At 60.5% G+C, this 12986-nt stretch carries 11 protein-coding genes; 6 read left to right on the top strand and 5 right to left on the bottom strand.

Annotated features, from left to right (window positions below; genetic code table 11):
• Positions 1-12 precede the first annotated feature (12 nt).
• Positions 13-600, bottom strand: a complete 588-nt coding sequence (locus tag ACOQOT_RS06615; RefSeq protein WP_420561552.1) for a histidine phosphatase family protein — start codon at positions 598-600, stop codon at positions 13-15.
• A gap of 144 nt (positions 601-744) precedes the next feature.
• Here ACOQOT_RS06615 and ACOQOT_RS06610 point away from each other — a divergent pair, with 144 nt between their 5' ends.
• The gene (locus ACOQOT_RS06610; RefSeq protein ID WP_420561551.1) at positions 745-1125 is read left to right on the top strand and encodes a DUF4870 family protein; all 381 of its coding nucleotides are present in this window, start codon (positions 745-747) and stop codon (positions 1123-1125) included.
• A 65-nt stretch (positions 1126-1190) separates the two neighbouring features.
• Here ACOQOT_RS06610 and ACOQOT_RS06605 read toward each other — a convergent pair whose 3' ends face one another.
• A complete protein-coding gene (locus tag ACOQOT_RS06605; RefSeq protein ID WP_420561550.1) occupies positions 1191-2726 on the bottom strand; it encodes an acetyl-CoA acetyltransferase in 1536 nt (511 codons plus the stop codon).
• A gap of 260 nt (positions 2727-2986) precedes the next feature.
• Between ACOQOT_RS06605 and ACOQOT_RS06600 the strand changes: the two genes are divergently transcribed.
• The gene (locus ACOQOT_RS06600) at positions 2987-3649 is read left to right on the top strand and encodes a glutaredoxin family protein (protein WP_420561549.1); all 663 of its coding nucleotides are present in this window, start codon (positions 2987-2989) and stop codon (positions 3647-3649) included.
• A 137-nt stretch (positions 3650-3786) separates the two neighbouring features.
• Entirely contained in the window at positions 3787-4626 is an 840-nt protein-coding gene (locus ACOQOT_RS06595; protein ID WP_420561548.1) for a metal-dependent hydrolase, read from the top strand.
• A gap of 240 nt (positions 4627-4866) precedes the next feature.
• On the opposite strand, the gene ACOQOT_RS06590 is transcribed toward ACOQOT_RS06595, so the two are convergent.
• Entirely contained in the window at positions 4867-6042 is a 1176-nt protein-coding gene (locus tag ACOQOT_RS06590) for an aminotransferase (RefSeq protein ID WP_420561547.1), read from the bottom strand.
• A 296-nt stretch (positions 6043-6338) separates the two neighbouring features.
• Here ACOQOT_RS06590 and ACOQOT_RS06585 point away from each other — a divergent pair, with 296 nt between their 5' ends.
• On the top strand, positions 6339-6677 hold the full coding sequence (locus tag ACOQOT_RS06585) for a P-II family nitrogen regulator (RefSeq protein WP_045444108.1): 339 nt from the start codon (positions 6339-6341) through the stop codon (positions 6675-6677).
• Between the two features lie 118 nt (positions 6678-6795).
• A complete protein-coding gene (gene glnA / locus ACOQOT_RS06580; RefSeq protein ID WP_420561546.1) occupies positions 6796-8205 on the top strand; it encodes a type I glutamate--ammonia ligase in 1410 nt (469 codons plus the stop codon).
• A gap of 507 nt (positions 8206-8712) precedes the next feature.
• Here the strand turns inward: glnA and ACOQOT_RS06575 are convergent.
• Positions 8713-9267 (bottom strand): putative glycolipid-binding domain-containing protein, encoded by a 555-nt coding sequence (locus ACOQOT_RS06575; protein ID WP_420561545.1) that lies wholly within the window; start codon positions 9265-9267, stop codon positions 8713-8715.
• A gap of 9 nt (positions 9268-9276) precedes the next feature.
• A complete protein-coding gene (locus ACOQOT_RS06570; RefSeq protein WP_420561544.1) occupies positions 9277-10626 on the bottom strand; it encodes an NADH:flavin oxidoreductase/NADH oxidase family protein in 1350 nt (449 codons plus the stop codon).
• 143 nt (positions 10627-10769) lie between these two features.
• On the opposite strand from ACOQOT_RS06570, the gene parE reads away from it, so the two are divergent.
• Positions 10770-12842, top strand: a complete 2073-nt coding sequence (parE, locus tag ACOQOT_RS06565; protein ID WP_420561543.1) for a DNA topoisomerase IV subunit B — start codon at positions 10770-10772, stop codon at positions 12840-12842.
• The last annotated feature ends 144 nt before the right edge of the window (positions 12843-12986 follow it).

The raw sequence follows: 12986 nt of genomic DNA, 5'->3' as shown, positions 1-12986 counted from the left end.
AAGGAAGGCAGTTCAGTTGACCTTCGTGTCCGCCTCGCGGCCCTGCTCGAGGAGCGAGAGCGTACTGCCTTTCGTTTCGAACACGGTAATGGAGCCATTGTCCGGTTTGAAGCAAATCACCCGCGGGTCTTCCACCGCATGGCCGAGCGCCACGTTGATGGCAATGAAATGGCTGAAGATGACGGTGTCGTTTTCCAGTTCGAGCAGCGCATCGACGACGCTCTGCCGCCAGGCGAGCAATTTCGAATCATAAGCCGTGTGCTTGCCGTCGCCGGCTGCCACTGCATCCGCCCAGGTGCCGGCCATGATGGAGCGCAGCCACTCGCCCCGCGCGCGCAAATCCTCCACCGGCGAGGGCACTTCGGCCACACGCGGCTCGATGACCGGCTGGAGCCCCCAGCGGCCCGAGAGCGGAGCGGCGGTTTCCCGGCAGCGGCGCAGCGGGCTTGAAAGCACCGGAAGCGGTGCGCCGACGCGCTTTTCGATGTCATCGGCAGCAGCCTCGGCCTGCTTGCGGCCCAGATCGTCAAGGCCCGGATCGGCATCCGCGTCCCAGCCTGCCGCCGCCTTGCCGTGCCGGATCATGTAAATTCGTGGCATCCGCCTCTCCCTTTTCTTCCACCGCCGCTGAAGCGGCGCCTTGCTTTATCTCTGCCTATTTGTGCCAGCCCGATTTGTGCTAGTCGACACAATGACGTGAACTGGCTAGCCTTTTACCGGGTTTCACCATCAAGAGGCACGGACATGTCCGATTCTCCCCAAACGCCCAATCCTTCTCCCGGCTCCGCGGCGGGACCGGTGGAAGATGCTGACGGCGTCAAGTTGGTATATATCCTGTATTTCCTCGCTTTTGTGATCGGCATTTCGGCCATTGCCGGCGTCATCGTCGCTTACTTGAAACGCGGCGAGGCAAGCGCGGTTTCCTCCACTCACTACACGTTTCAGATTCGCACCTTCTGGATCGGCCTGCTTTTCAGCCTTGTCGGCGTGCTGACCTCGGTCATTCTGGTCGGCTGGCTGGTGCTGCTTTTCCTCGTCGTCTGGCTGCTGGTGCGCAACATCAAAGGCTTTATGGCCATCAGCGACAACCGGCCCATCCCGGAGCCGGAAACCTGGCTCTGGTAAACTCCGGCGCATAAAAGCAAAACGCCCCGCTCAAGCGGGGCGTTTTCTTTTCACAGCAGCTTGGCTTACGCCAGCTTGAAATAATGAATGCCGTCATCGCCAGTGGAAACCGTGCCGGGGCGGCCGAGGCTTTCCTGGTTCATCAGGCTCTGCATTTCCGCCGGGTCCGTGACATGGGCAACGAAGCGGGCATCATCCGCATCGAGACGGCCCATGACGATGGCGAATTGCGGGCCTTCATGACCGTGCATGACCGAGAAGGTTTCGATCTTGGCCGGGCCGGAGGGATTTTCCTCCATGCGCGGATGCGGGCCGTTATCGATGTCCTTCTGATAATCGGCCGGGTTTTCGCGCTGCCATTTGCCTTCCTTCGGCGCCGTCGAATAAAGGCCGATGGAGTGTTTCGTCACGTACCAGCCGTTGGCCGTGCACAGGCCCTTGGAGCCAGGCTTGGCGCGCAGCTTGTCCATCATCGTGGCAATGGAGTGGAGCACGTAGTCGTTCCCCGCCCCGCCGAAATAAGGCAGGCCGCCCGTCACGGTGAGATCGCGCGGATCATCCTCGGCAATGCCAAGCTCGTCGCGGCCGATCTGCACGGCGGAAGGGAAACAGGAATAAAGGTCCATGTAATCGATCTCGTCGATCGACCAGCCGGACATGGCGAACGCCTTCTGGCCCATAGTGCGGATGGCGGGCGAGGAATAGAAGTTCTCGCGCTCGGTCAGATACCAGATGTCATTGGCATCGCCGCAACCATGCAAGTAGACCCACTTATCTTCCGGCACACCGAGCTCGCGAGCTTTTTCCACCGACATCATGACGACGGCGGCAGCCTGATCCACCTGCATGATGGCATTCATATACTTCGTATAAGGATAGCCGACATAGCGGTTCTGCTCGCTCGGCGTCGCGATCTCTTCAGGCGTGCGCTCGATGGGGAACCAGGCCTGCGGGTGGCTGGCTGCAACCTTAGTAAAAGGCGCCATGAGTTTGCCGATTTCAAGCTGGTGTTCTTTCACGCTCCGGCCCTTCTGGCCGCGAATGGCGTTTTCGAAGAGCGGATAGCAGTTCACCGGGAAATGCAGCTTGTGCTTCTTTTCCACTTCCGTGACGCCGATGCGCTCATTGCCGATATCGATGCGCTTGCCTTCCGGGTCATCGCCCCAGTCGAGCATCTTGCCCTGGCCGATGGCGCGCATCATGGTGCCGAAACATTCGGAGCCCGCGATCATGACGACGGACTGATCGCCCTCGGCGATCCGCTCGGCGGTGTAATTGACGAGATATTGCGGCGTGTTGCCCCCGGTCGGCCCGTAGCAGGTATTGGCCGGCTGGACGCCGAGCTTATTGGCCAGCGACTGGGCGACATTGCCATAGCGCCCGAACGGCAGGCGTGCAGCATCGGGCGAATCCGTGATGAAGCGCACGCAGGTGATGGTGTCGAGCTTGCCGAAGAGCGCCTCACCGAGGCCCGTATCCTGCGCGGCGCGTTTGGCCGCATCTTCCATCAGACCGAGCGGCGATTTCGCCTTCTCGACGTCTTTTTCCTTTTGCGTGATCTGGCCGCAGCCGACGAGGACGGGGGTACGCGGATCCACCATGCTTGTGCTCTCCCTGGAGATTCTAAGAGCCCGCGAGGCGGACTCATCTGTTTTGCGCGACACCTTAACGGCTGGCGCGGGCCTGTCCAGATGGCGCCGAAGGACGCTGCGTCCGCCTTACTTTGCGAAAGACCGCGCCGGGCTCGCGTGCCATCAACCCGGCTCACATGCGCGTCAGCCCCCCTTATCCACAGGCCGCGGCTCATGTACATGGATAACCGTCATTAACCATATTTGCGAAAGCGACAGGAGCCCCCTCGATGTCCTCTCACACCACCTCCGGCCCCTCCCCCGAGCCCATCCGCATCACCGTTTACCGCTGGGCCGGTAAATGGGGTCCCTTCAAGATCAAGATCCCCTGCGGCGAATGCGCCGTCACCGTCGATATCGCCAAGGACACGATCGAGAAGGAGCTGGCGGGCGTCCCCGTTGAACTCGATGTGCGCGAATGGCTGAGCGAATGGTGGAAGCCGCTGCGCCTAGGCGCCTGGCATGCGCCCATTACCGTGGTGGAAAAGGAAGTCGTGGCCGAGGGCGAAGCGTTGAACCGCGGCGTGCTCGCCGAGAAAGTCATGGCCGAGGCGACGAAACGCTTTGCCGTCACCGGCACGCGGCTTTTCGGCAAGGACAATTGCCCCCATTGCGAGCGGGCGAAAACTTATCTGAAGGATGCTGGCATCGCCTTCACCTATCACGATGTCGTCGCCAATCCCGGCGCCATGTATGAAATGTTCGCGCGGGTGAAGCCCATCGTCGGACCGAAGACGCCGATCACGACGCCGCAGGTCTGGATCGACGGGGCCTATATTGGCGGCGCCGACCAAGTGGCCCGGCATCTGGGCATTGCGGAGGAAAAGAAACCCCGCAAGCGGCGCGGCTTTCTTGGCCTTCCCTTCCGGGCCGGACGGCGGGCGGCGGCTTAGGCCCCGCCCCGCCTCACGGTTCTCACCCCGGGGCAAGACCTGCGTCTTATTGTACAGTTTTCATTTTGCTCACGCCTGCGTTATCCTGCCCGCCAAGCCAGATGGCTCAGGAACCTCAAGCAAAGCGGGCCAAACCGATGAGAAAAGCGCTGCATGGTCTTGTCGATATACCGGTACGCAATGTCCGCCACGACCTGGCGGACAGCCTGAAGAGCTATTGGTATGGCGGCGATCCCGGCATCACCGCCTTTTACAACACGCTTTCCATCATCTTCCCCCATGCCGAGAAGATGGTGATCGACAGTGTCAAATATTATGAAAACGACATTGCCGATCCCGAGATCAAGGCGGAAGTGAAAGGCCTTGTCGGCCAGGAAGCGGTGCATATGCGCGAGCACCATTCCTACAATAAGGAAATGGAAGCGCTGGGCGTCGATGTGGATGCCTGCGAAAAACCTTTCGTGGCTTACATGGATAAACTGCGCGAGAAGCGCTCGCCCATGATGCGCCTTGCCATGACCTGCGCCATCGAGCATTACACCGCGATGATGGCCGGGCGGCTTCTGGAAGAGCCAGAATATCTGAAAGCCAACGCGCCGGACGAACAGTTCGACATGTGGATGTGGCACGCTGCCGAAGAGACCGAGCACAAGGGCGTCGCCTTCGACGTCTATCTCTCCGTCGCCTCCGGCCCCAGCGCCTATTTCCGCCGCATCCACGCCATGAACCTCGCCACCGTGCTCTTTTCCTGGTTCATGGTCCGCTGCATTTACATGCTCTTGAAAAAAGACGGCAAGCAGCGCTCGCTAAAAGCCTGGTGGAATGTCTTCGATCTTATGTGGATCAAGCCCGGCGTCTTGCGCAAATGCGCCGGCCGTTTTGCTGCCTTCTATCTGCCCGGCTTCCATCCCTGGAAGCACGACAACCGGGCCGACCTTGAACGCTGGCGCCAGAGCCAGACGCTGACGGCGGCTTAAAACTTCGTTATTCGTCATCCCGCGGCAAGCTTGATAGCACAGCGGCAGCCTTACTTCAGCCGTCATGCCCCGCTTTATGCGGGGCATCCACGGAGGCATTTTCAGGCGCTTCAGTAGGTCTCCGTGGATGGCCCGGCTAAACCGGGCCATGACGATCAAGAAAAGTTGCGGAACATGTCGAACGCATAAACACGTGGCCCCGCGATCAAGCCGCGGGGCGACAAAGGGGCGGCATTGCTGTTAAGCCACTTTCCGCTTCACCTCTTTCAGCCGGGCAATCGCCTCTTCCAGCGAAGCGGGCTGTTTGCAGAAGCAGAAGCGGATCAGCGTCTGCGGGACGTTGGGCGAATCCGGCGCATAAAAAGCGCTGATGGGAATGGCCGCGACTTTCGTTCGGGTCGTCAGTTCACGGCAGAAATCGAGATCCGTGCCTTTGTAGCCGAGCGCGCGGATATCCGTGGTCACGAAATAGGTGCCCTCCGCCGGCGTTACCGCAAACCCCGCCTCGGCAAGCCCCTTGCTGAGGAGATCGCGCTTGCGCTCCAAGTCTTCGGCCAGATGCCGGTAATAGGCATCGTCCTGCCCCAGCCCCCAGGCCACCGCATACTGGAAAGCCGGCGGCACCGTGAAGGTGATGAACTGATGCGCCTTGGCGATAACGCCCATCAGGTTTTCCGGCGCGGTGATGTAACCGATCTTCCAGCCGGTCAGCGAGAATGTCTTGCCCGCCGAGCCGATCTTCACGCAGCGCTCGCGCATGCCCGGCAGGCTCATCAGCGGAATATGCTCATGGCCGCTATAGATGAGATGCTCATAAACCTCATCGCAGATGACATAGATGTCGTGCTTGCGCGCAAGCGCGGCGATCGCCTCCAGCTCGGCCTTCGAGAAGACATGGCCGGTCGGGTTCATCGGCGAGTTGAAGACGAGAAGCTTGGTCTTTGAAGAAAACGCCCGCGCCAGTGCCTCTTCATCGAGCTTCCAGTCCGGCGCGCGCAGCTGCACGTTGACGGGGGTTGCCCCCGCCGCCTCGATGATCGGCCGGTAACTGTCATAGGCCGGTTCGATCAGGATTGCTTCATCGCCCGGATTGAGGAGGCCCATCAGCGCGGCCGCCAGCGCCTCCGTAGCGCCCGCCGTTACCAGCACCTCGCGCTGCCAATCCACATTCAGATCGTAAAAGCGGTTGTCATGGGCGCCGACGGCCTCACGCAGCTCCGGCACGCCCATCATGGGCGGATACTGGTTGGGGCCTTTTTCGATGGCTTCCATCGCCCGGCGGCGCAGGTCTTCCGGCCCCTCATCGTCGGGCGCGCCCTGGCCCAGATTGATCGCCCCGTGCTCCCCGGCCAATTGGGACATGACGGCAAAAATCGTCGTGCCTTGCGCTTCGAAAAGTCTGTTTACTGCGCGCATTTGCGCCCGCTCCCTTGGTTCCCGCGCCGGTTTGCCGTCCTTTGGGTTCAGGCTCCGGCTGTGCCGGCAGAGAGTGACAAAGCCCGTGCCTGCCAACAAGTCTGCCGATCTGCACATATTTTGATCATTTTGCTCATTAATTAGCCTTGCAGGCTGGCGTAAATTTGGGCACGCCGCCGCATCCAAAAGCTATCCTTCTGATTTTGTTAATGTTTTCGCTCGATTAAGGGTTGGCACGAGGTCTGCTATTCAATGAGCGCGGCGGGCACTCGCCCCCAACAGAAAGATGGATAGAGATGAAAAAAATTGAGGCGATCATCAAGCCCTTCAAGCTCGATGAAGTGAAAGAAGCGCTTCAGGAGGTTGGTCTGCAGGGCATTACCGTGACGGAGGCCAAGGGCTTCGGCCGGCAGAAAGGCCACACCGAGCTTTACCGGGGCGCAGAATATGTGGTGGATTTTCTGCCCAAAGTAAAAGTTGAGGTGGTGCTGAACGACGACATGGTGGATAAAGCCGTGGAAGCCATTCAGCAGGCAGCACGCACAGGCCGTATCGGCGATGGGAAGATCTTCATCTCCAATGTTGAAGAAGCCCTTCGTATCCGCACAGGCGAAACCGGGGCGGAAGCCATCTGAGGTGCTTCGGGCAACATGCCCGTTTACCGGCTCCCCCCCAATAGGCAGGGTGGTACCCAACGGACATCCCCCACCCAAGTTTGAAGTCAATTAACCGAAGACAGCAGGGAAAGAGAAAATGGCCGACGGCAAAGCTGTTCAGCAACTGATTAAAGAAAAAGACGTGAAGTATGTGGACCTGCGGTTCACCGACCCCCGCGGGAAAATGCAGCACGTGACCTTCGACGTGTCGCTTTGCGACGACGAGTTTTTTGCCGAAGGCACGATGTTCGACGGCTCCTCGATCGCCGGCTGGAAAGCGATCAACGAGTCGGACATGCTGCTTCTGCCGGACTGCTCGACGGCGACGATCGACCCGTTCTATGCGCAGACCACGCTGGCGATCTTCTGCGACATTCTCGACCCCTCGACGGGCACGCCTTACGACCGCGACCCGCGCGGCACGGCGAAGCGCGCCGAAGCCTATCTGAAGGAAACCGGCATCGGCGACACGATCGTGTTCGGCCCGGAAGCCGAATTCTTCGTCTTCGACGACGTGCGCTTCTCCAGCGATCCTTACAACACCGGCTTCATCCTCGACAGCGTCGAACTGCCGACCAACACGGGCACCGATTACGAAATCGGCAACCTGGGTCACCGTCCGCGCACCAAGGGCGGCTACTTCCCGGTCAACCCGATCGACAGCGGCCAGGACCTGCGTTCGGAAATGCTGTCCGTGATGGCCGAAATGGGCGTCGTCGTCGAAAAGCACCACCACGAAGTGGCTGCCGCTCAGCACGAGCTCGGCATGAAGTTCTCCACGCTGACGACGATTGCCGACCACCTGCAGATCTACAAATACGTGATCCACAACGTGGCGCACGCTTTCGGAAAATCCGCGACGTTCATGCCGAAGCCGGTTTACGGCGACAACGGCACGGGCATGCACTGCCACCAGTCGATCTGGAAAGACGGCAAGCCGCTCTTCGCCGGCAACAAATATGCCGACCTGTCGGACACCTGCCTGCACTATATCGGCGGTATTCTGAAGCACGCCCGCGCGCTGAACGCCTTCACCAACCCCTCGACCAACTCCTACAAGCGTCTGGTCCCGGGTTATGAAGCACCGGTGCTGCTGGCCTATTCGGCGCGCAACCGCTCGGCCTCCTGCCGTATTCCTTACGGTAACTCGCCGAAAGCCAAGCGTATCGAAATCCGCTTCCCCGATCCGACGGCCAACCCCTATCTCGCTTTCGCCGCGATGATGATGGCCGGCCTCGACGGGATCGAAAACAAGATCGATCCGGGCGCGCCGATGGACAAAGACCTTTACGCGCTTCCCCCGGAAGAGCTGAAGGACATCCCGACCGTTGCGCGCAGCCTGCGTGAAGCGATCGAGTCCCTGAACAAGGACCGTGCCTTCCTGACGAAGGGCGACGTCTTCACCGACGACCAGATCGACGCTTATGTCGACCTGAAGATGGAAGAAGTCGAGCGTTACGAAATGACGCCGCACCCGGTCGAGTTCGACATGTACTATTCCTGCTAAGTTTTCCGCAGGACGAAGATCGAGGCCGGAGCTCTGCTCCGGCCTTTTTCTTATCCGCATATTCCGTATAAGGACAAATAACGTAGAGACTATATTCCGCGATAGGTCAGCATTGCTAACTCATTGATTTTGCACGATAATTATTGACAGAAAGAAAGCCCCTACCTACATTCAAAGGGCGTCAACGAACCTAAGGAGGTTTACAAAGTTGGCTCCACCGACGTTCATTGGCGGTGACAATTGAATAGAGAAGTGAATCGCGTAGACAGCTGGACCGGTGACGATCCGCGGCAGCGAAGCAAAGGAGTTTAGGCCAGATAGCGCGAGAGAGACCTTACGCTTCCCCCTGCCGGGAAATAATTGGTTACAGCCTATCCTGCGAAGAAATAGCCCGGCTTATAAGTCAGGGCAGGTGCCAGAGGGCACAACCAGACAGCAACCCCGTGCAGGGATGAAATCCTGCTTGACGGGGTTGCTTGATATGCTCCCCTTTCCTTTACTCGATTATCACGCCGTTCTCTTGAAAAGCCCCGGATAGAGAGTGACAAGCCCGTTGCCGTCCACCTCGACATCGCGGGTGAAATCGCTATCGAGCGAGGCATAACGGTAAAGCGCGTCCTTCTTCAGACACGTATAGCGCTGCGGGTCAGGCGACACGCCGAAACCGGGAAAAGCCATATAAGCGGTGACGATATCCGCCGCCTCCCCTTCCTCCAGGCGCAAGCGGCGAATGGGCAGTGTGTTCGTGAAAGGGGAAAAGGAAAGATCGACATCGACCGCGCTGGAAAGCCCCGGCAGCGTTTCACCGGTTTCATCGCGCCAATGCCCGTGGCCATCGCTTTCCAGCGTATATTTGCGGCCCGTATCGACCGCTGCCAAGTCGAGCTTGCGGAACCGCCAGGCGGCATCGCAGCGGAGCGTGTAGTGCAGACCGAAGGCTTGCCCCTCCACGGCGCCCAGAAGGACGGAGCGGGCGAGATAGCCATCGGACAACTGCTCGATCGTCAGATGCTCGTGCCCGTCACCGGACCAACTTTCCCATCTGACGGTGCTGCGCCACATATGCGGCTCCTATCCAGCCTTGTGCAATTTCGTCGCCGTCATTTCCTCGTTGCGCTGGTAATTGCGGAAGGCGGAAAAGACGCCCATGCCCGTATCGGGGTCGAGCCCCCGTCCCATGCGGATAAGCTGCAGGCAGAACCAGCCCTGCTGACCCCAACCGTTCAGCGCCTTGATGAGGTTGATCGGGCTATGGGGCCCCAAGAGCCAGGGGCCGATCTTCAAGGTTTTCTCGAAAGCCGGTGTTTCGCTGATCTCCCCCGAGAGCAGTTTCGCCGGCACATTGGGATCGACGCAGAGCGGGCGGCCGAGCCCCACCACATCCACCTCGCCGCTTTCCAGCGCCGCGTTCATACCCGCCGCGCTGCGGAAGCCGCCCGTCACCATGAGCGGCATGGAGGTGACCTTGCGAATGTCCTTGGCGTATTCCAGGAAATAGGCTTCGCGGGCGAGCGTGCTTTCCCGGCGCTTTTCTGCCTTGTCCGGCGACAGCGTCATGTCATCGGCGCCGACCATGCGCGGCTGCTCGTAAGTGCCGCCGGAAATTTCCAAGAGATCGACGGTTTCCTCATTCAGCCAGCTGGCGACTTTCAAAGATTCTTCATGCGAGAAACCGCCGCGCTGGAAGTCGGCGGAATTCAGCTTCACGGAAATCGGGAAATATTCCCCCACCGCATTGCGCACGGCCCGCACGACCTCGAGGAGCAACCGCGCGCGGTTCTCCAGACTGCCGCCCCATTCATCGGTGCGGGTGTTGACGTCCGGCGATAGAAACTCGCTGAGAAGATAGCCATGGGCGGCATGGATCTGCACGCCGGTAAAGCCCGTATCCTTCGCGATGCGGGCGGTATGGGCAAAGCGGGCAACCACGTCCCAGATTTCCTCACCGCTCAAGGCGCGCGGCTTGCCGAACTGGCCGCCCGGCATGTTGAGCCCCTTGTCGGAGGGACCAGCCGGTGTCGTGTTGACCAGCGCCGGGGTCTGGCGGCCGGCATGGGAGATCTGCATCCAGAGATGATTGCCCCCCGACGTGCCCGCTTCGGCATAAGCGCGCAGCGCGGCGATCGCCTCATTGGACTGGGGGCCGTCGATCGCGACATTGCCCGGCCGCTCCATATAGCGCCGGTCGACCTGCACATTGCCGGTCAGCAGCATGCCCGCCCCGCCCTGCGCCCAGCGCCGGTAAAGCGTGGCCAGTTCCGGCGTCGCGCGGTTCCACTGATCCGCGAGGCCTTCGGTCATCGCCGCCTTGACCAGGCGGTTCTTCAGTACCGCGCCGCAAGGCAGCGTCAGCGGGGTTTCGATCATGCCCATCGGGTTCTTCCCTAGATTCTGCCGGTTCGCCCAGCATGAAATTTCCATTGCTCGCAACCTACCCTGGACACATGGCGGATGCCAGGGTACCGCTTCCAGAATCTCGCAAGAATCAACTAAGCTGGACGGATCAGGCTTCCGCCTGCCCCTCCTTTCAACTTTTCCTTTAGGCCGCAGCAAGGTTCGCGTTCATGGCTCCTTCCAAACCCTCTTCCCGGCGTAAAACCGAGGCGCCCGATCTCTTTGCCGGCGATGCAAAAGCACCGGCAAAAAAGAAGGCGGCGCAGAAGACGCAAGGGAATGCGGGAAGCGCGAAAACTTCCGGCAAGGGCGATGCCTATTCCGCAAAGGACATCGAGGTTCTGGAAGGGCTGGAGCCGGTCCGCCGGCGGCCGGGCATGTATATCGGCGGCACGGACGAGCGGGCGCTGCACCACCTTTTCGCCGAGGTGCTGGATAATTCCATGGACGAGGCGGTGGCGGGCCATGCCACCCGCATCGAGGTGGAGCTTCTGGAAGACGGCTCGCTGAAAGTCTCCGACAATGGCCGCGGCATCCCCATCGACCCGCATCCCAAATTCAAGGACAAGTCGGCGCTCGAAGTCATCATGACGACGCTCCATGCGGGCGGTAAATTCGGCGGCGATGCTTATGAGACGAGCGGCGGCCTGCACGGGGTGGGCGTTTCGGTGGTGAACGCGCTGTCCGAATGGCTGGAAGTGGAAGTCGCAAAAGATCAGCAGCTTTATGCGCAGCGCTTCGAGCGCGGCCACCCGAAAGGCAAGCTGCAGAAAAAAGGCGCCGTGAAGAACCGGCGCGGCACGACCGTGACCTTTCACCCCGATGCGGAGATTTTCGGCAAGGACGCCGCCTTCCAGCCCGAGCGGCTTTACCGCATGGCGCGCTCGAAAGCCTATCTCTTCGGCGGGGTGGAAATCCGCTGGAAATGCCCTGCAGAGATGCTGCCGCCGAAAAGCAGCGCGCCGCATGAGGCCGTGCTTTGCTTTCCGAACGGGCTCAGCGACTTCCTGGCGAGCCAGACGGAAGGCTATACGACCGTCACAAACGAGGCCTTCACCGGCAAGGTTTCCAAGAAAGGCCAGAACGGCACGGTTGAATGGGCCGTGACTTGGTTCGGCGATGCGGATGGTTTCACGAATTCCTATTGCAACACCATCCCGACGCCCGAAGGCGGCACCCATGAGGCAGGCCTGCGCGCCGCGCTCACCAAGGGACTGAAAGCCTATGCCGAGCTTGCCGGCAACAAGAAGGCGAGCGGGCTCACCGCCGATGATGTGCTCACCTCCGCCGGGGCGATGCTCTCGGTCTTTATCCGCGAGCCGGAATTCGTCGGCCAGACCAAGGAAAAACTGTCCACGGGCGAAGCCACGCGCCTCGTTGAAAACGCCATCCGCGACCATTTCGACCATTGGCTGACCGCCCAGCCCCAGCAGGCCAACAAGCTGCTCGACTGGGTGCTCGACCGGATGGACGAGCGGCTGAAACGCAAACAGGAAAAAGACATCGGCCGGAAGACCGCCACGCGCAAGCTGCGCCTGCCGGGCAAGCTCGCCGACTGCGCCCAGTCCGGCGCGGCGGGCTCGGAGCTTTTCATCGTGGAAGGCGACAGCGCCGGCGGCTCCGCCAAACAGGCCCGAGACCGCAAAAGCCAGGCGGTGCTGCCTCTGCGCGGCAAGATCCTCAATGTCGCCAATGCCACGGCAGGCAAACTGGCGCAGAACCAGCAGCTTGCCGATCTCATTCAGGCGCTCGGTGTGCGGCCCGGCAGCCATTACCGCGACGAAGACCTGCGTTATGAAAAGATCATCATCATGACGGACGCGGATGTGGACGGGGCGCATATCGCCTCGCTCCTCATCACATTCTTCTATCAGCAGATGCCGCAGCTCATCCGCGAGGGGCATCTGTTCCTCGCCGTGCCCCCGCTTTACAAGCTCGCCCAGGGCGGCAAGACCCTTTATGCGCGCGACGATGCGCATAAGGACGCGCTGGTTGCCAAGGAGTTCAACTCCCGCGCCAAGATCGAAGTGAGCCGCTTCAAGGGGCTGGGCGAGATGCTGCCAGCCCAGCTGAAAGAGACCACCATGCGCCGGGACACCCGCACCCTGCTCCAGGTGGTGCTGCCGGAAGAAGAACGCGAGGACACTCAGCGCGCCGTCACGCATCTGATGGGCAACAAACCGGAACTGCGCTTCCAGTTCATTCAGGAACACGCCGAATTCGCCACTAATCTGGATATTTGAGGCGGACCCGCGCCAACTCCCGGCGCGGGTTTTCCGGGCACAGAAAATCGGCAGTGGGCCTAATTGGCCACAGCGGGCAACATAGCTAAACCGGCCCTGTGGGCGCTGTTGACAAGTTGTCGATATCTTCTATGGTCGCGGCAA

It is taken from the genome of Tepidicaulis sp., from assembly GCF_965222285.1.
GTDB lineage: Bacteria > Pseudomonadota > Alphaproteobacteria > Parvibaculales > Parvibaculaceae > Tepidicaulis.
The sequence above is the reverse complement of the archived record's forward strand: the minus strand, read 5'-3'. Positions and strand labels throughout refer to the sequence as shown.